Consider the following 24,782-nt stretch of genomic DNA (forward strand, 5'->3'; position numbering starts at 1 on the left):
ATCCTGCGCGCCTTTGACAGGCGCGAGGATACGCGCCGTCGGCCACCAGCGGATTGCCCATGCCTGCCGATAGCTCTGCCCAGCCATTGCTGCTCAACCGCAGCGACCACAAGACCCTCGGTCTGGCGGCCCTCGGTGGCGCGCTGGAAATCTACGATTTCATCATCTTCGTATTCTTCGCCCTGACCCTCAGCCAGCTGTTCTTCCCGCCGCAGATGCCCGAATGGCTGCGCCTGTTGCAGAGCTTCGGCATCTTCGTGACCGGCTATCTGGCCCGCCCGTTGGGCGGCATCCTGATGGCGCATTTCGCCGATCGTCTGGGGCGCAAGCGGGTGTTCAGCCTGAGCATCCTGATGATGGCGGTGCCCTGCCTGCTGATCGGCATGATGCCCACCTATGCGCAGATCGGTTACTTCGCGCCGCTGCTGCTGCTGGCCCTGCGCATTCTGCAGGGCGCTGCCGTCGGGGGCGAGGTGCCCAGCGCCTGGGTGTTCGTGGCCGAGCACGTGCCGCTGAGAAGACGCGGCTATGCCTTGGGGTTTCTCCAGGCGGGGCTGACCTTTGGCTATCTGCTCGGCGCATTGACTGCCACTGTGCTGGCGCGGGTGTACACCCCGCAGGAAATCCTCGATTGGGCGTGGCGTTTGCCCTTCCTGCTGGGCGGCGTATTCGGCGTGGTCGGTGTGTGGCTGCGCCGACTGCTCAGCGAAACACCGGTGTTTCTGGCCATGCGCGCGCGCAGTGAGCAGGTCAGCGAATTCTCCCTGCGTACCGTGCTGCGTGAACACCGCGCCTCGCTGATCCCTGCGGTATTGCTGACGTGTGTGCTGACTTCGGCGGTGGTGGTGCTGGTGGTGATCACGCCGACGGTGATGCAGCAGCGCTTTGGCCTGGATGCACGGCACACCTTTGCGCTGAGTAGCCTGGGTATCGTCTTCCTCAACGTTGGCTGCGTGTTGGCTGGCCTGCTGGTCGATCGCATCGGCGCCTGGCGTGCGCTGGTCCTTTATAGCGTGCTGCTGCCGCTGGGCATCACCGCGCTCTATGCCAGCCTGGTTGCCGGTGTCGGCAGTCTTGCCGTGGCCTATGCGCTGGCTGGTCTGGGGTGTGGAGTGGTGGGTGTGGTGCCGTCACTGATGGTCGGCCTGTTTCCCGCCAAGGTGCGTGTATCGGGCATTTCGTTTACCTACAACATCGCGTATGCGCTGTGGGCGAGTACCACGCCGCTGCTGCTGATCGCCTTGATGCCGTGGAGCCCGTGGGTCTGTGTGGGCTATTGCGTGGTGATGGGTGCGGTCGGTGTCGGCACCGCCTGGCTCTTCGGCAGACGCCGACCTCTTCAGGCCTACGCCTGACCTCAAACGAACCGGCCACCAGGCCGGTTTTTTTATGCCTCGATCCCAAGAATGCTGCGGTGCTGGTGTGGGGGCGGTCCGTGGCCGCGAAAGATTCACCGCGATTCAGCTGACACACCGCGGCGCTCTTTTCGCGGCCGATGACCGCTCCTACGGGGGATTTGTGCCTATAAAATCCCTATATATGGGATTGATAATTATATATTGAGATTATCGTTCAAATGGATTTATAGTCGGCCATCACACACCGCCACTCACTACCAAAAACAAACAAGGTGAAGCGATGCAGCCGCAACTCGTTGCACTCGATTGGGGTACCAGTTCCCTGCGAGCCTATCTGCTCGGCCCTGATGGCCACGTACTCGACCAGCGTTCGCTGGATCGGGGCATCATGCAGTTGTCCAACACCCCCCGTAGCATTTGCGGCGAACAGACCAGCGATGGTTTCGAGCTGACCTTCGATGAAGCCTGCGGCGACTGGCTCGATGCTTTTCCTGACGTTGCCGTGATCGCCTGCGGCATGGTCGGCAGCGCCCAGGGTTGGCACGAAGTGCCGTATTGCCACAGCCCGGCGCAGGCCGCCGATGTCGCAGCCGGCATGGCTCGCGTGCGTACCCTCAGGGGTATCTATGTGCATCTGGTGCCCGGCGTGCTGCAACGTTCGGCACTGCCCAACGTCATGCGCGGCGAGGAAACCCAGATCTTCGGCCTGCTGCAGTCGCTGCCTTCGGGCGAGCGCGACCAGACCTTGCTGATCGGCCTGCCTGGCAGCCATTCGAAGTGGGCGAGGGTGGTCGAGCAGCGCATCGAGCATTTCGACACCTTCATGACCGGCGAGCTGTTCGCCGCAGCCAGTGCCCACACCATTCTCGGTCGCACGCAGAAGCGCAGTGCGTCGTTCGACAGCGCGGCGTTCGAGCGCGGTGTAGCCGTGGCGATGTCGCGCGAGGGCAGCATCGGCGTGCTGTCGACCATGTTCAGCGCGCGCAGCCTTGGCCTCACCGGCCAATTGGCGAGCAGTGAACAAGCAGACTATCTGTCCGGCCTGATGATTGGCCACGAGCTGCGCGCCCTGGCCGAAATGCTGCGTCAGCGCAGCGGGCAGGAATCGCTGCCGGCTGTGGTCCTGATCGGCAGCAGTGCGTTGTGCCAGCGCTATCGGCAGGCATTGGCCTTGTGTGGCTTCAACAGCGTCAGCCTGGCCGAACAGGCCACCGAACGCGGTCTCTGGAGCCTGGCGATGGCCGCCGGGCTCGTCGCTCAACAGTTCCAAGAGGTTTGACATGCTCAAGCAAGCAATGGCCCAGAACGGGCTGATCGCCATTTTGCGCGGCCTGCGCCCCGAAGAGTCGGTGGCCATCGGCGAGGTGCTGTACAGCGCCGGGTTTCGCATCATCGAGGTGCCGCTCAACTCTCCGCAGCCTTTCGACAGCATTCGGCTGTTGCGCAACAGTTTGCCCGCCGATTGCCTGATCGGTGCCGGAACGGTGCTGTCGGCCGAGCAGGTACTTCAGGTCAAGGCAGCGGGAGGGCAACTGATCGTCATGCCGCACAGCGATCCTTCAGTGCTCAAGGCGGCCAAGGAGGCCGAGATGTTCCTGGCGCCGGGCGTGCTGACGCCGACCGAAGCGTTCGCCGCGCTGGCTGCCGGTGCCGACGTGTTGAAACTGTTCCCGGCCGAGTCGCTGACGCCGGCCGTGGTCAAGGCGCTATTGGCGGTGCTGCCCAAAGGCACGGCGCTGGTACCGGTGGGAGGCATCAGCCCGGACAACATGCAGCCGTTTCTCGACGCCGGCGTTGCCGGGTTTGGCCTGGGTTCGGGCCTGTTCAAGCCAGGCATGACGGTGCAGCAGGTGGCGGATAACGCGAAGGCGTACGTCCAGGCCTGGCAGTCGCTGAAAGGTTGACACGCTGTGCGCCCCTGTAGGAGCGGTCATCGGCCGCGAACAGGGCGCCGCGCAGTGACTGATCCACCGCGTCGCCCGGTTCGCGGCCACGGACCGCTCCTACGAAATCGATACGGGCGGGAACGGCAACATTTACAGACGCTCGAGCGTCCATCGAACAAGAGAGACAACAGATGAAAATCACCAAACTCACGACCTTCATCGTTCCACCGCGCTGGTGCTTCCTCAAAGTCGAGACCGACGAGGGTGTGGTCGGCTGGGGCGAGCCCGTGGTCGAAGGCCGCGCGCACACCGTGGCTGCCGCCGTTGACGAATTGTCCGACTACCTGATCGGCAAGGACCCACGCAATATCGAAGACATCTGGACCGTGCTGTACCGCGGCGGTTTCTACCGTGGCGGCGCCATCCACATGAGCGCCCTGGCCGGTATCGATCAAGCGCTGTGGGATATCAAGGGCAAGGCCCTGGGCGTTTCGGTCAGCGACCTGCTTGGCGGGCAGGTACGCGATCGGATTCGGGTGTACTCGTGGATCGGTGGCGACCGCCCGGCCGACACAGCGCGCGCGGCGAGCGAGGCGGTGGCCCGTGGTTTCACTGCGGTGAAGATGAACGGCACCGAGGAACTGCAGTTTCTCGACACGTTCGACAAGGTCGATCGCGCCCTGGCCAGCGTTGCGGCCGTGCGTGATGCGGTAGGGCCGAACGTGGGCATTGGCGTCGACTTCCATGGCCGGGTGCACAAGCCCATGGCCAAGGTGCTGATGAAGGAGCTGGACCAGTTCAAGCTGATGTTCATCGAAGAGCCGGTGTTGAGCGAGAATTACGAAGCGCTCAAGGAACTGGCGCCGTTGACCAGCACGCCGATCGCGCTCGGTGAGCGTTTGTACTCGCGTTGGGACTTCAAGCGGATTCTCAGTGAAGGCTATGTGGACATCATCCAGCCCGATGCCTCGCATGCCGGGGGCATTACCGAGACCCGCAAGATCGCCAACATGGCCGAGGCCTATGACGTAGCGCTGGCCTTGCATTGCCCGTTGGGGCCGATCGCGCTGGCGGCGTGCCTGCAGCTGGATGCGGTTTGCTACAACGCCTTCATCCAGGAGCAGAGCCTGGGCATTCACTACAACGAAAGCAACGATCTGCTCGACTATGTCACCCACCCCGAGGTGTTCGATTACGACAATGGGTTCGTGAAGATTCCGAACGGGCCGGGGCTGGGAATCGAGATCAACGAGGAGTACGTGCGGGAGCGCGCAGAGATCGGCCATCGCTGGCGCAACCCGATCTGGCGCCATGCCGACGGCAGCTTCGCGGAGTGGTGATTCACCGCTGATACCGCGGCGCGGCCTTCGCGGGTAGCAAGCTCGCCGCCCGCCCCGCTCCCACACGGGCGGCGAGATTTCTACTCGCGAAGGCGTCCGCCCTGTCGCCGCAGCACCCCTCTACAAATACAATAAGAGGCACCCCATGCATACCCAATCCACTACCGCCGCGCCGGCGCTGGCGACGCCCAGCCGCAAGCGCTTCTTCATCATGGTGCTGTTGTTCATCACTGTGGTGATCAACTACCTGGACCGCAGCAACCTGTCCATCGCCGCCCCGGCGCTGACCAGCGACCTGGGCATCGATCCCGTGCACGTCGGCCTGATTTTCTCGGCATTCGGCTGGACCTACGCCGCCATGCAGATCCCCGGCGGCTGGCTGGTCGACCGCGTTCCGCCACGCATCCTCTACAGCGTGGCCCTGGCGTTATGGTCCATTGCCACCGTCATGCTCGGCTTTGCCGGCAGTTTCATCGCTCTGTTCGTGCTGCGCATGGCCGTGGGCGCGCTGGAAGCGCCGGCGTACCCGATCAACAGCCGCGTGGTGACGACCTGGTTCCCCGAGCGCGAACGTGCCACCGCCATTGGCTTCTACACCTCGGGCCAGTTCGTCGGTCTGGCTTTCCTGACCCCGGTACTGGCCTGGCTGCAACACGAATTCGGCTGGCACATGGTGTTCGTCAGCACCGGTCTGGTGGGCATTGTCTGGGCAGTGATCTGGTACGCGGTGTATCGCGAGCCGCGCGATTTCAAAGGCGCCAACGCGGCCGAAATCCAGCTCATCAGCGACGGCGGCGGCTTGGTCGACATGCAGAAATCGGCGCGCCAGGCCAAGGCCGGTTTCAGCTGGACCGACCTCGGCATCGTGTTGAGCAAGCGCAAACTCTGGGGTATCTACCTGGGCCAGTATTGCCTCAACTCGACCTTGTGGTTCTTCCTGACCTGGTTCCCGACTTACCTAGTGAAATACCGCGGCATGGATTTCATCAAATCGGGCATGCTCGCCTCGTTGCCGTTCCTGGCCGCTTTTGTCGGCGTGCTGTGCTCGGGGTTCTTTTCCGACTGGCTGATCCGTCGCGGTGCCAGCATCGGCCTGGCGCGCAAGCTGCCGATCATCGGCGGCCTGCTGATCTCGACGTGCATCATCGGCGCCAACTACGTCGATTCGACCCCGCTGGTCATCGCTTGCCTGGCGCTGGCCTTTTTCGGCAACGGCCTGGCGTCGATCACCTGGTCGCTGGTTTCGACCCTGGCCCCTGCGCGGTTACTGGGGCTGACGGGCGGGGTGTTCAACTTCATCGGCAACCTGTCGGCGATCACCACACCGATCGCCATCGGCTTCCTGGCGACCGGCGACTCGTTCGCGCCCGCGATCACTTACATTGCGGTCACGGCGCTGGTCGGGGCGTTGTCCTACATTCTGCTGGTGGGCAAGGTCGAGCGGATCGAGCTTTGACCCGATTGCGAGCAGGCGAACATAATGCGCCTGCTTTTACCTGACGCGAAGGTTGACCATGCAGGACGACATGCCCCCCGCCGCACCGACCGGCACCCAGACCCTGCTCCGCGGGCTTGCAGTGATCCAGGCCGTGGCCGGCGGCGCCCGTGATCTGAAAGAGATCGCACGGCGCATCGGCACCACGCGCAGCACCACCCACCGGCTGGTCAGTTGCCTGGTGGACGAGCGCTACTTGCGGGTGCTGCCCCAGGCGGGCTATCTGCTCGGGCCGCGGCTGATCGAGCTGGGCTTCCAGGCGCGGGACGAAGTGCCACTGGTGATGTTGGCCAGCCCTTGGCTGGATGAACTGTCGGCGCGAACCGGCGATACCATTCACCTGGCGATTCGCGACGGCGACGAGGTGCTGTACCTGCACAAGACCCCAGGGCGCAATGGCCCGGAGATGCGTTCGCGGGTAGGTCATCGCATGCCGCTGGCGCGCACCGGCATCGGCAAGGCGCTGATGCTCGACGCCGAGGCGGCCGAATGGCAGAGGCTGTTCGAACGGGGTGAGGCCGTTGCGGCGGAATCCGCCCTGTGGCCCGACCACCCGCAACTCACCTGGCCCCAGTTCCAGGCCCGTATGCAAACCTATGTAACGGGTCGCTATGCGTTCGACCTGGAAGACAACGAACCGTCGATCCGCTGCGTGGCTGCACCCATCCGCGATGCCAGCGGACAAATCGTGGCCGCGATCAGTGTCGCCAGCACGCTGCCTTACATGCCTGTGGAGAAGATGGAATCCCTGGTTCCTGTGGTCCAGAAAGCCGCTCACGCCATCTCCGCAGAACTCGGCGCTAGGGTGTAACCCCAGACGCTGCAGCGCTCTTTTCGCGGCCACGGACCGCTCCTACGCAGGGTTTGAGGGCGCCGTAGGAGCGGTCAGCGGCCGCGAAGGGGGCGCCGCGGTGTGTCTGGGAGACCGCAGCGCCTTTTCGCGGCCACGGACCGCTCCTACGCAGGGTTCGAGGTCGCCGTAGGAGCGGTCATCGGCCGCGAAGGGGGCGCCGCGGTGTGTCTGGGAGACCGCAGCGCTGCGTTCGCGGCCACGGACCGCTCCTACGCAGGGTTCGAGGGCGCCGTAGGAGCGGTCATCGGCCGCGAAGGGGGGCGCTGCGGTGTGTCTGGGAGACCGCAGCGCCTTTTCGCGGCCACGGACCGCTCCTACGCAGGGTTCGAGGTCGCCATAGGAGCGGTCGTCGGCCGCGAAGGGGGTGCTGCGGTGTGTCTGGGAGACTGCAGCGTTCTTTTCGCGGCCACGGACCGCTCCTATGCAGGGTTCGAGGGCGCCGTAGGTGCGGTCATCGGCCGCGAAGGGGGCGCTGCGGTGTGTCTGGGAGACCGCAGCGCCTTTTCGCGGCCACGGACCGCTCTTACGCAGGGTTTGAGGGCGCCGTAGGAGCGGTCAGCGGCCGCGAAGGGGGCGCCGCGGTGTGTCTGGGAGACCGCAGCGCCTTTTCGCGGCCACGGACCGCTCCTACGCAGGGTTCGAGGTCGCCGTAGGAGCGGTCATCGGCCGCGAAGGGGGCGCCGCGGTGTGTCTGGGAGACCGCAGCGCTGCGTTCGCGGCCACGGACCGCTCCTACGCAGGGTTCGAGGGCGCCGTAGGAGCGGTCATCGGCCGCGAAGGGGGGCGCTGCGGTGTGTCTGGGAGACCGCAGCGCCTTTTCGCGGCCACGGACCGCTCCTACGGGCGTGGGGTTGAGCTGGATGCCTGGTAACCCTGCAGCCAAATAGCATCCCACAAAGGGTAATCGCCGACCCTTTTGACTAATCCTGCGCGCAGCGGGTTGGCGACAATGTATCTGGCACTGGCGAGTAAATCCTCCTCCTGACGCAGCGCTCGGTCGTGGAAGCCTGCCTGCCACAATTGGCCTGTTCTTGCGCACCGTTCATTGATTGCCTTGCTCGAGCGCGATTTGACCTGACGCATCAGGCTTTCCAGCGATGCGTCCTCAAGTTGCATCAGCCAGTGGAGGTGATCGGGCATGACAACCCAAGCCAGCGATTGTGCCTGGTTCCAGTGCTGGGCATTCATCATCTCCCTGACTACGCACCGTCCCAGTTCGAAATCCCGGAACAGGGGCGTTCTATGTTTCACAACGGCAGTCAAAAGATAGATGCCGCCACGCTGAGAAAAGCGGCCCGTGCGTAACCTGCAATTTTTGTAGAGTGGCATGAGAGCCTCCATCCATGGCGGAGGTTTGAATGTAGCGGGCAGTGACCAGGTGGGTGGGGCGGATTGATGTCTGTGTGTGTCCGCTACGGAGATCGAAATGACCGGTGATGAGTGTCAGGTTTGCACAGTGCCAGAAGCTTGAAGGAGCGGCGTGTAGCCGCGGATGAGATGCTGCGGGGGATCAGGGGTATTGCGTCGGTTTTTTCGCGGCCACGGACCGCTCCTACGCAGGGTTCGAGGGCGCCGTAGGTGCGGTCATCGGCCGCGAAGGGGCCTTGCGGTGTTTCTGATGTACGGGTGTGCGGGCTTCGCGGGCAGAGCCCGCTCCCACAAAAACAGCCCCTGCAAAAAAAAACCCTACAAAAACGGCGCCCACAAAAAAGGGCCCTTGGAAGGGCCCTTATCACCAGCAGACGGCTCAGTTCAGGCCGAGTTTTCCGCGCAGGGTGGAGAGGTCTTCGGCGAGGGTGTTGACCGGGCCGATCAGTGCCTTGCGGTCGTTTTCCTTGACCTTGTCGTAGGTTTGGAAGCCGCCATCGGCAGTGCGGTACTTGGCCAGGATCTTGTCGACGGTGGCGAAGTTCTTGTCTACCTTGGCTGCGAACGCCTTGTCCTGGCCTTCGATCTGTGGACGGAACAGGTCGACGATCTTCTTCGCGCCGTCGATGTTGCCCTGGAAATCATACAGGTCGGTATGGCTGTAACGGTCTTCCTCACCGGACACCTTGGTCGCGGCCACCTCTTCGAGCAGTGCGGCGGCACCGCCGACCACTTTCTCCGGCGGGAAGGTCAGCTCGGCGATACGGTTCTGCAAGTCCTTCACATCCTTGAGCAGACCGTCGGCCAATGCATCCAGGCCCTTGGTGGTATTTTCCGAGTACAGGCTGTATTCCAGGCGGTGAAAACCGGTGAAATCTTCCGCCTTCACACCGGCTTCATGGTCATCGACACGCGAATCGATCGACGCATCCAGATCGCTGAACAGCTCGGCGATCGGCTCGATGGCCTCGTAATGCACGCGGGTCGGCGCGTACAGCTTCTTGGCGGTGGCCAGGTCGCCTTTCTTGATCGCGTCGGTGAACCTGGCGGTTTCCACGGCCAGTTGATCGACCTTCTCGGTCACGTAGATCTTGTAGTCCGAAACCGGCCCTACCAGGTCCAACGGCGACTGGGTCGCGGCAAAGGCCGACAGCGGAGCGTTGAACAGGCCAAGGGTCAGCAGCAGAGCGAGTGGCGTCTTTGTCATGAGTGGTTCCCCGGTTGTATCAAGTGGTCATGCAGTGGTGGTGAGGTTCTTGCTCGCAGCGAGCAGGCTGCGGCCGATGAAATCCTGGGCGCTGGTCACCCCTGGCAGGGTGAAGAAATAACCGCCGCCCACGGGCTTGAGGTATTCCTCCAGCGGTTCGCCGTTGAGGCGGGTCTGCACGGTGATAAAACCTTTTTCCAGATCCGCCTGGTAGCAGATGAACAGCAAGCCCATGTCCAGCTGGCCGTTCTTGTTCACCCCGTTCGAATAATTGAAGGGTCGACGCAGGATGAGGTTCTGCTGCGACTCCGGGGTGCGCGGATTGGCCAGGCGAATGTGCGCGTCCAGCTTGGTCAGCTTGCCTTCGGGATCTTTGCCGTAGTCCGGCACGTCACTTTCGAGCCGGCCGTCCATGGGCGCACCGGTGGTTTTCACCCGGCCAAAGATATTCTCCTGCTCTTGCAGCGGCGTGCGGTCCCAGCGTTCGACGAAGTTGCGGATGATGCGCACCGCCTGATAACTGCCATGCTCGGCCCAGGCTGGCTCGTCGCTGCCAGGCTGTACCCATACCAGCGCATCCATCAGCCGCGTGTCGTTGGAGTCCGGGTTGGCCGAGCCGTCACGAAAGCCGAGGAAGTTGCGCGCGCTCTGTTCAGGTTCGCCAGGTTTGGCGGGCGCCTGCGGCGGCACCGTACCTTCCTGTTTCCAGCGCACGAAAAGCAGGTCGGGCAGGTTCTTGACGATGTCGCGCAGGGCATGGATGTTGCTGTCCGGGGTATTGGCACAGAACTGCAGGGTCAGGTCACCGTGGCATTGATCCGCCTCCAACGCATCGTTGGGGAAACCGACCATCCGCGACAGGCGTTTGGGCTTGGCATCGGCGAGGCCGAAGCGCTCGTCGAACAGTGACTCGCCCACCGACACGGTGATGGTCAGGTTGTCTGGCACCACCACCGGGCCAAGGATGCCCGAATCCACCGGCGGCAGCTTGGGGTCGACCTGCGCCACGGGGCCGCCAGTCATCAGGAAGCGGATGCGCTCGTCCAGGGTGCGGAACAGGCGCTCCAGGTCTTCGCGATCACTGGCCAGTACATCGAATGCCACCAGCATGCCTGCGGCTGGCCGCGGTGTGACGATCCCGGTCTGGTGCACGCCCTGGTAGTCATGGCGGTCCTGGGTCTTTTCGCTTTTTGGCGCTTCGGTGACCTTGGCGGCGGGTGCGGCCATCGCCGGGCAGCTCAGGCCGGCACCGGCCAGTGCCGCACCGGCGGCGCCCAGGCCCAGCAGCACGCGACGGCGCTGGGCGTCGATGGTCGGATTCGGATTGTCGGCGTTGCTCATGATCGTTTATCTCGTCGCTGTTTCATTCACTTCAACCTCTGTCGCACCGCAGGTGCCGCCGACGCGGCTCGCGCCGCTGCTACAGAGATCGCACTGCCACTGCGGCTTGTCGTAATCCCTTGTAGCAGCGGTGCAAGCCGCGTCCGGGCTCAGCGCGGTCAGCCAGTTACACCGCCGGTGCCGCCGACGCGGCTCGCGCCGCTGCTACAGAGATCGCACTGCCACTGCGGCTTGTCGTATCCCCGCGTCCGGGCTCAATGCGGTCAGCCAGTTACACCGCAGGTACCGCCGACGCTGCTACAGGGTGGAGAGGCCCAGCGCAGGGTCGATGCCGTCGAGGGCATCGGCCAAGGCCTTGGCCTGGGCAGCGATCTGCTGGCGTTGCTCGGTGCTGACCGTCTCGTGGCTCTGATAGCCGTCGCCGCTGCGCAGGCTCGCCAACTGCATGGCCAACTCATCCGCCGCCTCGTCGATCCGCGGCAGCAACTCGGACGCGGACTTCGTCAACAGTGGACGCAGCAGGTCGATCACCTTGCGCGCACCCTCCAGATTGGCCGCGAAGCCATTCAGGTCGGTGTGGCTGTAGCGCTCTTCTTCACCCTGGCTACGAAGGTCCGCCAACCCGTGCAGGTTGCGCGCAACGATGCTCACCAGTTGTTCGGGAGGCAATGGCTGCGCCAGCAGCTGGCGCCTCAATTCAGTGACATCGCTGGCCAGTTTCTGCGCCACCGGCACCAGGCCCTCCACGCTGTTCTGCTGGAACAAGCCGTACTCCAAGCGGTGGAAGCCACCGAAAGCCGTATCCTGTTCGCGCTTCTCGTAGTAGTCGGCGCGGGCATTGATGGCATTGTCCAGTTCGGCCAGGCGTTGCGCGGCGGGCGCGATACGTTGATAGGCGGCTCGTGCCGGGGCGTACAAGCTGCGAGCCTGCGCCAGATCACCGGCGACAATGGCCTGGTTCAAGGCGTCCACGGCGCGAATCAGGGCGCTGCCCTGGGTTGCCAGGTACACCCGGTACTCCGACAGAGGGCCGACGAAGGCCACCATCGACGGCCGCGCCTTGGCTGCAGCATCGGACTCGGCCGTGGGCGTGACCTTCAAGGTGCCGCGCGGATTGCTGAGCAGGCCGCAGGTGATCTGATAGTCCCCCGGCTGCAGGTTGGCGTTGATCACCTGACTCAGGCCGGGTGCGATGTTCTCGCGCTCTTCGACCACCAGCACGCCATCGAGGATTTCCCATTCCACCGCCCGCTCGGAGCGGTTGACGATGCGAAAGCTGTTGCGCCCCGCGGCCACGGTGAGCGCGGCCGGCTCGCAGTTGTGCGGATGGATGTTCACCACGATCTCGTTCTGGGCGCTGGCCTGACGTTTGCTCGAAGCGACTTGCGACGCGTAGTAGAACAGGCCGCCGGCGGCGATCATCACGACCACCGACGCGGCGAGCGCCACACGCATCAGGCGCGGCGGGGCGCCATTGACTGGGTTGGACATGGAAGCCTTACTGATGAGTGGCGGGGGAGGAGTTGACCTGCGCCGGCGCGGCATGGGGCATGAAGAACGCCACCAGGGCCACCACCAGATAGATCAGGTATGCACCCAGGGTGCTGATCGTCGGTGCGTCCTGATAGCCGAACATGCCGGCCAGTACCGATCCGATCGGACCGTCCATGGGCAGTGTGGCGCTGATGTCGAAGACCACGCTCTGCAAGCTGTTCCAGACCCCTGCTTCATGCAGGGCCATGACCGAGTTGGCGAGAATGCCCGCCGCGACCACCAGAATGAACAAGCCGGTCCAGCGAAAGAACAGCGACAGGTTCAGGCGCATGCTGCCCGAATAGATGGCAAAGCCGATGGCCACCGCCAGCAGCAGGCCGAGCAGGGCGCCGATGGGCGCACCGGGACCTTCGCTCTGCTGGAACACGGCGAGAAGGAAAAATACGGTTTCCAGGCCTTCGCGGGCGACTGCGAAGAACACCATGGCGATCAGCGCCGCGACCTGGTGGCGAGAGCCAGTCAGGGCTTGGTCCAGGGCTGCCTGCAGCGAGTGCTTCACCGAGCGGGCGACCTTGCGCATCCAGAACACCATGGAAGTGAGGATGACCACGGCCACCAGGCCGATGAGCGCTTCGAACAATTCCTGTTGCTTCTGCGGGAATTCCGCGCTCATCAACTCAAGGCCGCCGCCCACCAGCAGGGCCAGGGCCGCTGCCAGGAAGACGCCGATCCAGACCGCTGGCATCCATTGACCACGACCAGTCTGTTTCAGGTAGCTGGCGATGATGCCAACGATGAGCGCGGCTTCAATCCCTTCGCGCAGCATGATCAAGAATGGAACCAGCACTTCGCACCGTTCAACGAGTAATTAGGATGCTAACTTGTAACATAATGATACTCATTATTAAACAGGGTGCTTGATGTTTGCGCCGAATGGAAGCTGAACAAATCTTCAGGAAGAGGGCGGCGTAAAGACCTCCTGCCCCAGGCGGAAAACCAGCAGCGTGACTGAATCGGCATTGGCCAGAATCAGCTTCGAACGCACCTCAGGGTCAGTCCGGAAGGCCACGCGGGCATCGGCAAGGTGGGTCTTGCCTGTCAATTGCAGGACCGTTTTGCGCTGACGGCCGTCGCTGGGACGAAAATCGCGTCGACCACTGGAACCCGGGCGAGTGAACAGTTTTGCAACCGGCGTACTCAAGGACAACCCTTCCTGGCGAATCTTGAGCAAGCTGCGCGCATACACCTGCGCCTGCCCATACATGCCGCCCAGGTCATCATAATGCTGGTGCAGCGGCAGAAAGGTGTCGAGGTAGGCCAGGTCCACGGTCTTGAGCACCTGATGGCTGAGCTCATGCAGCAGCGATGCGGCCTGATGGTGCGCATACAACTGCGCCTGGGTGCGTTCATGACTGGAATACATCATGGTCTCGATCGGCAGATCGAAGAATTTTTCCGTCAGGAATATGCGTTGCTGCGGATCGCCCTCCCAGACAAAGGCGTGGTTGCCCTCGTGGCCCTCCTCATTGAGCCCGTCCCAATAGCGGGGCGAGGAGTGTGGGTCCAGTGCATCGCTGGTCAGTGCGTCGAGCAACTGCACACAGCTGCTGCGCAGACGTTGCAGCATGGCCGGCGTGACGTCCACTTCGAACACGTCGGTCAGAATCTCCAGGGTCTGTGCCGGCAGCGGTACGTGGGGGGATTTCTGGTTGAGATTTTGCAGCGCATTGCGCAGGCAATCGACCGCATGGGCATGGGCGCGCACGATCATCTGGTGATGACGAGGGTAGCGCTGGCGGATCTGATCGGTACCTTCGGCCAAGGTGATGAATACGTCGGGAATGTTGATGTCGGTGATCCAGGTGTCGTAGTTGTCCATCAACGAATACCCGGCCCCCATCCGCGCGATCTCGAGATCGGCGTGCCACTTCTGCTGGCCATCCAGGGTGATGGTTGGCCCTTCACGTCCTTTGCTGACGATGTACCAACCTTGCTCGGCGCGCTTGACCTCCATCACCCGGCCATCGACCACGGCATAGCGGTGCGCGAGGTCGGCGGTTTCATACATGTTGAGCAGGGCGTCGTAGTTGAGTCTGTTCAATGCCACATCGTTGGCTTCCAATGCGGCCAGTGCCGCACTCAGGCCGCCGAAGCGCCGGCCTGCCACCAGCGCCCTGGGTGCGTGTTCGGCATTTTCGGCGGCCTGGATCTCGCGCTTGAAATGCTCGGCGCCACGGCGCGCGCCGACCACCGAAGCCAGGGCGGCAATGAAGTCGGCCAGGGCCTCGCCCCAGCGCCTGCGTCCCATCGCCTTGACCGAATCGTTGAGCAGCTGTTGCGACTGATAAAGCGCCACCAGGGACCCGACGACGCTGGGTAGAATCATCGCACCTTGCTCGATGCCCAGTTTCACGATGTGACAGAAAGCATTCCAGCTCGCTTCTCCCGAGGACATGGTCTGCTGGCGTGCCAGCAGTTGGATGAGCTGGAGATTGTCTTCGAACAGATAGTACAGAGCGTTGCCCTGTTCTGGTTGATCGAGCAGGACGATGGCTGGCGGTTTGCCCAGTCTCTGACCGTCGTTGACTTCGGTGGTCCAGGGGATATGGGGCTCGGTGAATCCCGAGTGCTCATAGCGTGAATGAACGTCTTCAGGCAGTCGGCTCAGGATCTGTGCCTGAAGCGCGGTGTTGGTCTTGATCTGCTCCAGCAGCTGTACGCGCGATGCGTACTCGCGAATGGTCTCCGACTCGCCATAGCAGGTGTAGAGCACGACCGGACCACGGTCGGGTTGCACCGGCGCGATCAGGTACATGCCGCAGGCAATATCGGCTTTCATGCCCACGTCCGGGATCAAGCCCAGCGGCCCGAGGGTGATCCGCTGACCGTTCAAGGGCTCGCGAGCCACACCGTCTGGCATCTCTACCACCTGAGCGATCATGTCGGTGGCCGCCGCACTGATCTTGCCCTGCATCTCTCGTTCGAGCGCGTTGCGCACCATCTGCGCCGGCAATGCCTTGACGAACAGCAAACGGCGCAAGGGGTAGTCTCCAGACTGCCTGGACAGCTTGGCGGCCAGCAGCTTGCGGTACTCGCCACCCACATCCGCATCCTTGACCACCTCGCGCACCTGGTGCGTGGTCGGTACATCCATGATCAACGAGGGCGGGTCGAGGCTGATGTGCATCTCGCTCGACACCGACCCGGAGAATTGGCTGATCGCCCATTCGGTCAGGGTTTTCGTCCGGCTGACGAGCGTACCGGTACCGAGCATGCCGCCAATGCTGACTCCGCCGCCGCTGGTGTCGGTCAGCTTGATCACGACCCGATCAGGATCACTGGGGCCTCCTGGCCAGACCTTGGCCATGGAGGCGCGCAGACGGTCTCGCGAGAAATCGTCGATGAAGGGGATTTGCGCCAGATAATTGCTTTTCCTGTTGGCGGTTGCCAGGCAGCGTCCGAGAATGTCGGCGTAGCGGGCGAGTTGGCTGGCGCTAGCGCGCTGGATCCAGGGGGGTAGCAGCTCGGCAAGCTGCACGTTCGCCGCATCGACGGCCAGACGGTCCAGGCCAACGGTGAGCATGTTGTCGGCGCGGCTGTAGTCTGCATTGCGCTGGAACAGCGTGGCGGAAAACCCGCATTGGACGGCCAGCGCCATGTTGACGCCCAGACCGGTCAGCTGACGATGGCTTTCCAGCGCATCGAGCTCGGTAATGAAATCGCCGGTCAGCGCACGGGTTTCCACGTGAATGCCGGAGACGGGAGCGGCCTGGAAGTGTTCCAGGACTGTCGCGATCAAGGCCGGATCCAGGCCGTTGAGCCAGCGGGTACGGGCGTGCGGATGACGGGCCGAAGCCGCCACGGTTTTCTTCAGTTGCTGCAGCGAGTCGAAGGCGAACAGCCCGTGGTCGCCGGACCACATCAATACCGGGCTTGCAGGCTTTGAATGGCAGTGCAGCACGAACATGTCGGCCAGCGGGATGGTGTTCGTTTCTGAAGGCACCCGCAAATAGATGGCATGCACGTCGGTGTCGGCAGCATTGCGCAAACGGGCCGTGGGATAGTCGAGTGCAGTGGCGAGCAGTTGCAGCAGTGTCTCGTCGATGCTGCCCTCACGCCGGGCGACGGCCAGGCTGGTGCGCAGGCCGAGTTCACGCAATGCCCGCCGTTGACCTGGCAGGTCATAGGCACCCAGGCAGGGTGGTTGCGGTGCGGACATCTGCCGGCGCACCAGGCCGCGGTAGGTTTTCGTCAGTGCCGGACTGCAGGCCAGCACGAGTTGTTCTATATGTTCGACGTCTGGCCAGTTGAGCTCGATGCCTGCCAGGTTCAACACTCGATCCGCCGAGGTCAGTGGCGCGATGATGGCGCCGCTGGTCCGCTCCAGAAAGTAGTCGACCAGCCCGATAGCCGCCAACTCCGGTGCTCCATCAATGTGGAGACGCAACTCGTCGGCCGGTAGCGGTGACTGCATCGCCAGCAGGCCGGGTGCGAACAACAGGCGCACACCGTCTTTGACCGGGGAGACGCAGTGCATGGTCGATCGCTGCCAGCTGCGCAGGGTCTCGATCTGCAGCAGCCAGTTGCTCTTGGCCTGATTCGTGGAAGGCTCGACTGCCTGCAGGGCCAAGGCGGTGATCGGTCGCTCGCCGCTGAGCCAGTGCAGCCGAGGGTGTGCCAGCTTGCGCAAATCCAACGCTTCGGCCACCGCCAGCAGCGGAGAAGGGCGCAGGGCTGACGTGTTGCCGAACACCTCCTGCACCCGGCGCCGTTGCAAGTCGATCAAGCCGTCGGCCAGGGTCTGGAACGCTTGCCCGGTCAGCGCCAGGCGCTGGGGTACAGGCCGAATCATCGCGTTGAACAATGCTCGATCGCCTTTGATCAGCCGCAGGCTGTCGCTCGCCCCGGCGACCAGCCCTTGCAGGTAGTCACCCAGCGCCTGCAGGTCGGCACAATGCAACAGACCCTGGTCCGTGCTGAAGATGTAGTAGCCGAGGCTGGCCTGGTCGGCGTCGCTGATGATCAGCGTGCCTGGCCAGGCCACGGGCTCGTCGTTCAGCGCCTGGTCGGCGTTGAACCGAAGGGTTTCCAGGCGCAAACCTGCAGGCGCTGGCGATGTCACCACCGATTTCAGCAGCTCCAGTTGCGCGTTGCTCGCATGCAGATGGCTTTGCGCCTCGAGCACTGCACTCAGGTAGGCAGTCTGCAGGCTCCGACCCAGGCCATCGCGCAGGCTGCCGCGCTCGTTGTCGGGGTTGGCGCGCCAGAAGTCGGCCAGCGCAGCGCTGTAGTTTTTCGCCAATCGTGAGTTGGTGGCCATCAGCGTACTGCGGTAGCAGAGCGCATCGGCGTCACTCAACGTCTGTCCATAGACGCCGAGGAAACGATGTTCGCAGTCGGGTTGCGATGAGTCGGCGAGCAGGTCCAGAGCGGTATCGAGCAAGCGCTGCACGTTGACCACTGCCTGAGTCTGGCGGTCGACACGATGCACTTTGTGGCTGCGCGGGATGATCGGGTCGCTGGCAGGCATCGCAGTGCGCAGCGCTGCGGTGAGGTCTCGGTCGAGGATATCGCCAAGCAGCGGCAACTGATGCCAGGTACGGTCGATGGCTTTCAGGCGCCGCGCTTGCGCCAGAATGATCGCTTTCATCCAGCGCTTGAACGGTGATTGGGTCACCGACACCCATTTCGGCTCGCGCGTGCTGGTCAGCCGAGCACCGGCTTCGCCCTGCAACCGCGCCAACAGGGCATCGCGCAGGGCGGCGCTGCTGGTGAACGGCAGGATGCCTGTGAGTGGCGAGTAATAGTAGGCCGCCGCAAGGTCCGGATCGGTGCGCGTGATGCGCAGTCCGCAGAACACGCCGGGATCGGCATTGCCCAGCAGGCAGACCTGCATGTCCGGCGCAATGGTGGGGCGATCTGGCAGGCCCCGCAGCCAGTCGTATTCGATGACACTCAGTTGTTCGCTTTCAAATGCCTGGGTGAGGTGGCGGGACATGCACTGGGCAAGTTGACGCGAGTGAAACCAGGGGAGGGTATTGGCCATGATGCGCTCCATCGAAGGAACAGGCGGCAGGTGCCGGCCTGAGAGCGATCAAGGCTAGGGCGATGCAGGCGTACCATGGCTGTACATATGTGGCGAGGGGAGCCAAATGGATGAGGCTTGAGACGCACCTGCCCCGAGGCGTGGTCGGGGCAGGTGGGGTGGTGCGGTGAAGCGCAGGTCTGGACCGGGAACAATCAGACCGGGAACAGTTCGCTCAGCTTCATGGCCAGCATCATGTCGCCTTCGGCGCGCAGCTTGCCGCCCATGAACGCCTGCATGCCATCGGTTTCGCCGCTGACGATACCCTTGAGGGTTTCGCTGTCCATGACCAGGGTCACGTTGGCGTCCGGGTTTTCGCCTTCCTGCAGCTCGCAGGTACCGTCTTTCACCAGCAGGGCGTACTGCTTGTCTTCGTCGGTGATGTTGAATCCGAATACCAGGTCCAGGCCTTTGGCGGCCTCTGGATTGAACTTGGCTTTCATGGCGTGTACGGCGTCGGCTACGGAGGTCATGGTGCGGTCCTTTTGTTGGAGGTGTGCAATGATCGCGAGGGCCTGGGCGGCCTGGCTCGATAGGGCAGTGAAAGTCCTGCGAGGTTAGGGGGGGTATCGGCGCCTGTCAACGGATAATCATACGTGCGTTTGAATGGCTCGTTTGATGCCAAGCGTTTCCCGGCTGGCCCAAGGCTTTGCCCCCCGGTATGCTGGGCTCATTCCATCGTCCCCCTGGCTTGGCGGGCGTCATGCATGTAAGGAGTCACCGTGGAGTTTTTCGCCGATTACGCCGGGTTTCTGATCCGCACCGTCACCTTGGTCGTTGCCATTCTGGTGGTATTGGCCGCCATCGCGTCGCTGCGCGCCAAGGGCCGGCGCAAACCGGCCGGCCAGTTGCAGGTCAGCAAGCTCAATGACTTCTACAAGGGCCTGCGCGAACGGCTCGAGGCCGGTCTGTTCGACAAGGACAAGCTCAAGGCCTTGCGCAAGGAACAGGCGAAGAACGAGAAGAAAGCCAAGAAGAAAAAGCCCGACAGCAAGCACCGGGTCTTCGTCCTGGACTTCGATGGCGACATCAAGGCTTCCGCCACCGAAAACCTGCGTCATGAAATCACCGCACTGCTGACCCTGGCCACCCCCAACGACGAGGTCGTGCTGCGCCTGGAAAGCGGCGGCGGCATGGTCCACAGCTACGGCCTGGCGTCCTCGCAACTGGCGCGCATCCGCCAGGCCGGTGTGCCGCTGACCGTGTGCATCGACAAGGTTGCCGCCAGTGGCGGCTACATGATGGCCTGCATTGGCGAGAAGATCATCAGCGCGCCGTTCGCCATCCTCGGGTCCATCGGCGTGGTCGCGCAGTTGCCCAACGTCAACAAGCTGTTGAAGAAGCACGACATCGATTTCGAGGTGCTCACCGCCGGCGAGTACAAGCGCACCTTGACCGTGTTCGGCGAGAACACCGAGAAGGGCCGGGAGAAATTCCAGGAAGACCTCGACGTCACCCACAAGCTGTTCAAGAGTTTCGTTGCCCACTATCGCCCGCAGTTGTCGATCGACGATGTGGCGACCGGCGAGGTCTGGCTCGGCGTGGCGGCGCTCGACAAGCAGCTGGTCGACGAGCTCAAGACCAGCGACGAATACCTGGCCGAACGCGCCAGGCAAGCCGAGGTGTTCCATCTTCATTACGCCAAGGCCAAGAGCCTGCAGGAGCGCGTAGGGCTGGCAGCCAGCGGCTCGGTCGAGCACCTGGCCGGCAAGGCCTGGGAGAAGCTCAGCCAGCAGCGTTTCTGGTAACGTCCAGCGTTATGTAACACCGGGCGCTTCGGGCGCCTTGCTCCACTGGGCCATCTGCGGCATGTCGCCGTGGATTACCCGGATTGGAGCTTGCTCTTGGTTACCCCAGCACCCGCGCTGCATGTCAGCGACACCCCCGCCCATTACCCTGTCATCGCCAAGCATGTCCCGGACTGGTTGCGAAAGGCCGAGCCAGTGGCCATTCGCGCCTACGAGAAAGCCTTGCGCCAGAACCGCGCGAGCCAGGCGACTGCGCAGTATCTGGCGAAAGATTTCGTCGGTCCGGCCGAGTTCGTCGGCTCCCGTCTGCAATCGGCGTTCGACGCTGCCTTCGGTGCAGCGGGCGCTGTCGATGTCACTCGCGCCGAATGGGTCGAATTCGACCGTGGCTCGGCGATTCTCGGCCGACCGCTCAGTGTGCGGCGGCGTACGTTGCTGGAAGCGGCCATGGCCAATTTCAGTGAAGACGAAGCCAGCCCCGGCCACTTCACCGGCGGCACGCTGCTGCTGCAACCCGATGCCCTGCAATTGCGGCTCGAAGAGCACGGCCTGCGCTGGAGCTACGGTTGGCACTATCAGGCCAAGGACACGATCGCGGTACAACCTCACCAGTTCGCCCGGCTGTGCCGCGACCTGGATCTGGGCCGTGCCTACCAGCAACGCTTCGATGAGGTGTTCAAGCCCACGGCGCTCAGAAGCCAATGGGTCACGGGTGCATTTCGCGCCAATATACGCAGCGAACTGGCCGTGCAGGCGCAGCAGGCGTTGCTGCGCGGCCAGCTCGATGCGCAAGCCTGCAGCGTGGTGCAGCAGCTGCTGGCAGATACGCCGGGTGAGGTGAAGTGGCAGGGTCAGCCAGTGATATTGTGCGATCTGCGCGGTTTGGTCACTTGGGTGCACAGCGGCACGACGTTGCACGGTGTGGTGTCCATCCAGACCAGCACGCAATCCAGTGCACCGTGCATCGTCTATATGCCTGGTGCTGGCGATGGTGCCTTCAAGCAGTACCCCAGCTTCGACGCGTTCAGTGCCGACCTGCGTGCGAAGTTGCGTGACGGTGCCTTCCAGGGCTGGTTTGCGGGGTTCGTGGCCGAGCCCGACCGCCGCGAGTTCTTTCTCAGGCTGAACAACACGTTGCGTCCGCAACGTGTCGAGTGGGGCATTGCACAGGGTCCACTGGATGATCCGGATGCCGATATCGGTCTGCGCCGCACCACCAGTGCCCAGGCTTTGGTGCCGCTGCTGCACGAGGCCATGCTGGCCAAACGCGCGGCGGATGCGCGCTACTTCGTTGTACCGACTGCCGAGATCGACGCCGCCGAGCGGCAGGCGCGCTGGATGCACTACCTGCAGCAGGGCGTGACGCTGCTCAATGTTGCCGCTTTGTCGGTGCCGGCCCTCGGTGCGTTGATGGCCGCCGTCGGCACCGTTCAACTGCTTGGCGAGCTGTTCGTCGGCATGGACGACTGGACCCACGGACAGACCGAAGAAGCGGCAGCTCACTTTTTCGCCGTCGCGGTCAATCTCGCTGTGGTGGGCGCCACGGTCGCAGGCGGCGTGGCCCTGGCGCGGTCGCCGTTCGTGGCCGGCATGCTGCCGGTCGTCGACCGCGCCGGGCGCACCCGCCTGTGGCCGGCATGCTGCCGGTCGTCGACCGCGCCGGGCGCACCCGCCTGTGGCCGACCACCCTGGAAGCGTTCGCAGCCCGCGAGCAGCTTCCGCAGACGCTGGTGCCCGATGCGCAGTGGCAATACGTGCACGGGGGCAGCCACTACATCAAGCACGATGGACTGTTCTACCGACAAAGCTTCGAGGCCAGTAGCGCAAGGTGGTACATCGAACATCCTGCGGCCGACGTCGAGTATCGCCTGGCCTTGACCCACAACGGTGAAGGCGCCTGGCGCGTGGCCCACGAAGATCCAGGGCAATGGACTGCCGTGCAGGCACTGCGTCGATTCGGCCCTGCGCTGGACGGGCTGGATGATGCCGCGCTGCAACGGGTGCGCCAGGTCAGCGGAATCAGCGGGCGTCAGTTGCGCGATCTGCATCGTCGCGGCGGCAAGCTCCCGGCGCTGGTCAAGGCGTGCGCCGATGACCTGCGCGCCGAACGGGCCGTGCTGGCGCTTCCCGCGAGTGAGCGTACGGCTGCTCTGGCGCGTTTGCGCGAAGCAGCACCAGCGATACCTGTCGGGCATCCGGCGGCCGCCTTGCTTCGCGATTTTCCCCGCCTGCCGCAGGTGGTTGCCGAAGAGATAGCGGCCGGCGCCAACGACCGCGAACGGGCACAGCTGATTGCCGCTGCCCGCGTTCCGCTGCGCTTGGCCACCCAGGCACGCTGGAGCCTGTGGGAGGCGCAGCTCAATCGAGCCATCCTCGGCCTCACTGGCGCCGGCGATGCACGCACCGCCAGGCTGCGCCAGGGCCTGACGGCGGCCATGAGCGAGCAACAACAGCGCACTGTTTCGCCGCAGAAACTCTTGGCCCTGGCAGCCGGGGATCGCCCGCGGGCCGCCCGGCTCATTGGCCAGCGCCGGCCCAAGGCCTTCACGGCGCCCGAGCGCATCGCGGGGCACCGCTGGGGTTATCGTCTCAGCGGTCGTGGTGGCAGCCAGGACGAACTGGCGCAACCTGTGCGTCCCCTCAGCGCCGCTCGCCAGCAGGCACGCTTCGACGAAGGGCGGCGGCTGGATGCCTCCCTGGCCCGCTGGGCCCAGGAAAGCACCACCACGCCAGGTGCCGATGGGCAACCCGTTGCGGTTGCCAGCGCAGATCGCGAGCTGGCGCGGCAGCGCATCATGGCTTCCTGGCGCGGCGAGGCACCCCTGGCCGAGGACGGTGCCGGTGAAATGTCGCAAGTGCTCGATCTCTCGGAGTTGCGCATTGGTGCGCTGCCGGTGCTGGAAGGCGACTTTTCCCGGGTTCGCTACCTGTCGCTGGAACAGTGCGGCCTGACCGAGCTGACGCCCGGGTTTCTGGAAATGTTCACCCAACTGGAACACCTGGAGTTGCAAAGCAATTACCTGACGCGGATCCCGCCCGGTGTCACGGCGCTGAACGAACTGCAGATGATCGCGCTCGACGACAACCGCCTGCAGGCCTCGCCAACGATGTTCGATGAGGTGGCCACACTGCCTGGCCTGCACGCACTGGTGCTGCGCGACAACCCCATGCAGATTCCCCCGACCGCCGTGCAGCGCCTGGCCAGCCTGTCCTCGTTGCGCTACCTGGCCCTGGACAACACCGATGGCCAGGCGATGGCCGAGCACCTGCCCATTCTTGCCAGGCTGCCCAACCTGGAAAGCCTGTGGGTGGGCCGCAACGGCATGACCCTGACGCCCCAGGCCATGCAGGCGCTGGGCAGCCTGCAAACGCTGGACTACCTGGACCTGTCGGGGAATCCGGTGGGCCCGCACCTGGACCTGAGCCTGCTTCAGGCCATAGGCGGGCTGCGCCTGCGCGATTGTCAGCTGCAGCAGTGGCCTGTCGGCCTGACCGGCCTGATGGACCGTCAACCGCTGCGCCTGCGCTGGGTCGAGCTGGACGACAATCCCATCGTCGAGGTGCCCGAGCTGCACACGCTGGCGTTCTTCCGAGGCGAGCCACAAGTGCCACGCCCGCTGGGTCTTTCTTTCGCCCACTTGAGCGCCGTTGCGGTCAGCCGCCTGCAGGCCGTGGGCGTGGTCTTCGACTACCTGCAGATACTGGCGCAAGCGGCCGACGGCGAGGCTGCGGCGCGACTGGCCAGGCTGCGTGCGATGCCGGGCAGCCGGCGCTTCATGCAGCTGCTGGGCAGGCTCAGCGATACCGCAGACTACCGTCTGGTCCCCGCCAACCTGGCCGAGCGGGCCTGGAAAGTGATCGACGCGGCAGCTGCGTCGAGCTCGCTGCGCGAGCAATTGTTCGCCATCGCCCAGCGCCCGGACACCTGCGGTGATCAGGTGATGGCACTGTTTGCCGACCTGGAACAACAACAGATGTACGTCCGCGCCGCCGACCCCACGCTCGATGGGCCGCAACGCAGTGCTCAGCTGCTTGGGTTGTCGCGCAGCCTGTACCGCCTGGATCGCGTCGACAGCCTGGCCCGCGCCGATGTGCGGGCGCGCGCGGCGGCCCGCGATATCGACGCGGACGAAATGGAAGAGGTCGAGGTACTGCTGGCCTACCGGATTGGCCTGGCCACGCGGCTGGGTCTGTTGAACCAGCCCCATGGCATGCTGTTCGGGGCCATCGAACCGGTGACGTTGGCCCAGCTCGATGCGGTGGCCGGCCAGGTGCTGCAAGAGGAGAGCGATGCAGCCCTGTTGGAGTGGCACATGAGCCAGGACTACTGGCTCGATTACCTGCGACGCGAGCACCGAGCTCGCCTGGACGCCGCCCAGGCACCGTGGCAGGTGCGCCTGGCGCAGCTGCAGGCGCGTGACTATGACGACGGTTTTGACCAGGAGCTGGTCAGCTTGCAGGTGGAGCGCCAGGCCGCGGAAATGACAGTCCTGCGTGCGCTGACGCAGGAGGCCATGACGCAATAGGCAAGCCCCGGCGGCTGTGGTGCATGGCTACCGCAGCCGCCCTTGTCGGCTCTGTTTTGCTGGGCGTTCTTCGAAACCAGG

The 24,782-nt window shown here is 63.9% G+C and carries 16 protein-coding genes; 9 read left to right on the forward strand and 7 right to left on the reverse strand.

Annotated elements, in window-relative coordinates:
* Nucleotides 1-59: 59 nt before the first annotated feature.
* The 6 genes from IFT44_RS01115 to IFT44_RS01140 all read left to right on the forward strand — a co-directional run bounded on the left by IFT44_RS01115 (nt 60) and on the right by IFT44_RS01140 (nt 6,890).
* Nucleotides 60-1,355, forward strand: coding sequence for an MFS transporter (locus IFT44_RS01115; RefSeq protein WP_122478330.1), 1,296 nt, complete (start codon nt 60-62; stop codon nt 1,353-1,355).
* A gap of 283 nt (nt 1,356-1,638) precedes the next feature.
* Nucleotides 1,639-2,637: a 2-dehydro-3-deoxygalactonokinase gene (locus tag IFT44_RS01120; RefSeq protein ID WP_192175267.1), complete on the forward strand. Its 999-nt coding sequence runs from the start codon at nt 1,639-1,641 to the stop codon at nt 2,635-2,637.
* Between the two features lies 1 nt (nt 2,638).
* Nucleotides 2,639-3,262: a 2-dehydro-3-deoxy-6-phosphogalactonate aldolase gene (locus tag IFT44_RS01125; protein ID WP_122800155.1), complete on the forward strand. Its 624-nt coding sequence runs from the start codon at nt 2,639-2,641 to the stop codon at nt 3,260-3,262.
* Nucleotides 3,263-3,435: 173 nt separating this feature from the next.
* Nucleotides 3,436-4,584, forward strand: a complete 1,149-nt coding sequence (dgoD, locus tag IFT44_RS01130) for a galactonate dehydratase (RefSeq protein ID WP_122478323.1) — start codon at nt 3,436-3,438, stop codon at nt 4,582-4,584.
* Nucleotides 4,585-4,729: 145 nt separating this feature from the next.
* Nucleotides 4,730-6,040: an MFS transporter gene (locus IFT44_RS01135; RefSeq protein ID WP_122478321.1), complete on the forward strand. Its 1,311-nt coding sequence runs from the start codon at nt 4,730-4,732 to the stop codon at nt 6,038-6,040.
* A 58-nt stretch (nt 6,041-6,098) separates the two neighbouring features.
* A complete protein-coding gene (locus IFT44_RS01140) occupies nt 6,099-6,890 on the forward strand; it encodes an IclR family transcriptional regulator (protein ID WP_192057186.1) in 792 nt (263 codons plus the stop codon).
* Between the two features lie 879 nt (nt 6,891-7,769).
* On the opposite strand, the gene IFT44_RS01145 is transcribed toward IFT44_RS01140, so the two are convergent.
* From IFT44_RS01145 to IFT44_RS01175, 7 genes are all read right to left on the reverse strand, one after another.
* Complete coding sequence (locus IFT44_RS01145; RefSeq protein ID WP_192175268.1) at nt 7,770-8,261, reverse strand: REP-associated tyrosine transposase; 492 nt, start codon at nt 8,259-8,261, stop codon at nt 7,770-7,772.
* A 418-nt stretch (nt 8,262-8,679) separates the two neighbouring features.
* Nucleotides 8,680-9,507 (reverse strand): iron uptake system protein EfeO, encoded by an 828-nt coding sequence (gene efeO / locus IFT44_RS01150; protein WP_122476861.1) that lies wholly within the window; start codon nt 9,505-9,507, stop codon nt 8,680-8,682.
* Nucleotides 9,508-9,534: 27 nt separating this feature from the next.
* Nucleotides 9,535-10,848, reverse strand: coding sequence for an iron uptake transporter deferrochelatase/peroxidase subunit (gene efeB / locus IFT44_RS01155; RefSeq protein ID WP_192175269.1), 1,314 nt, complete (start codon nt 10,846-10,848; stop codon nt 9,535-9,537).
* A 297-nt stretch (nt 10,849-11,145) separates the two neighbouring features.
* Entirely contained in the window at nt 11,146-12,339 is a 1,194-nt protein-coding gene (gene efeO / locus IFT44_RS01160) for an iron uptake system protein EfeO (protein ID WP_192175270.1), read from the reverse strand.
* Nucleotides 12,340-12,346: 7 nt separating this feature from the next.
* The gene (efeU, locus tag IFT44_RS01165; protein ID WP_122476866.1) at nt 12,347-13,189 is read right to left on the reverse strand and encodes an iron uptake transporter permease EfeU; all 843 of its coding nucleotides are present in this window, start codon (nt 13,187-13,189) and stop codon (nt 12,347-12,349) included.
* Between the two features lie 105 nt (nt 13,190-13,294).
* The gene (locus IFT44_RS01170) at nt 13,295-18,388 is read right to left on the reverse strand and encodes a dermonecrotic toxin domain-containing protein (protein ID WP_192175271.1); all 5,094 of its coding nucleotides are present in this window, start codon (nt 18,386-18,388) and stop codon (nt 13,295-13,297) included.
* 194 nt (nt 18,389-18,582) lie between these two features.
* On the reverse strand, nt 18,583-18,900 hold the full coding sequence (locus tag IFT44_RS01175; protein ID WP_185793470.1) for an SCP2 sterol-binding domain-containing protein: 318 nt from the start codon (nt 18,898-18,900) through the stop codon (nt 18,583-18,585).
* A gap of 249 nt (nt 18,901-19,149) precedes the next feature.
* Here IFT44_RS01175 and sohB point away from each other — a divergent pair, with 249 nt between their 5' ends.
* The 3 genes from sohB (at nt 19,150) to IFT44_RS21105 (ending at nt 24,701) form a co-directional block, all read left to right on the forward strand.
* Nucleotides 19,150-20,175, forward strand: coding sequence for a protease SohB (gene sohB / locus IFT44_RS01180; protein WP_122476871.1), 1,026 nt, complete (start codon nt 19,150-19,152; stop codon nt 20,173-20,175).
* 90 nt (nt 20,176-20,265) lie between these two features.
* Nucleotides 20,266-22,053: a dermonecrotic toxin domain-containing protein gene (locus IFT44_RS21100; protein ID WP_244652064.1), complete on the forward strand. Its 1,788-nt coding sequence runs from the start codon at nt 20,266-20,268 to the stop codon at nt 22,051-22,053.
* A gap of 968 nt (nt 22,054-23,021) precedes the next feature.
* Nucleotides 23,022-24,701: an NEL-type E3 ubiquitin ligase domain-containing protein gene (locus IFT44_RS21105; RefSeq protein ID WP_244652086.1), complete on the forward strand. Its 1,680-nt coding sequence runs from the start codon at nt 23,022-23,024 to the stop codon at nt 24,699-24,701.
* Nucleotides 24,702-24,782 lie beyond the last annotated feature (81 nt).

The sequence above is a fragment of the Pseudomonas sp. CFBP 13710 genome (assembly GCF_014842235.1).
In the GTDB taxonomy this organism is placed as follows: domain Bacteria; phylum Pseudomonadota; class Gammaproteobacteria; order Pseudomonadales; family Pseudomonadaceae; genus Aquipseudomonas; species Aquipseudomonas baltica.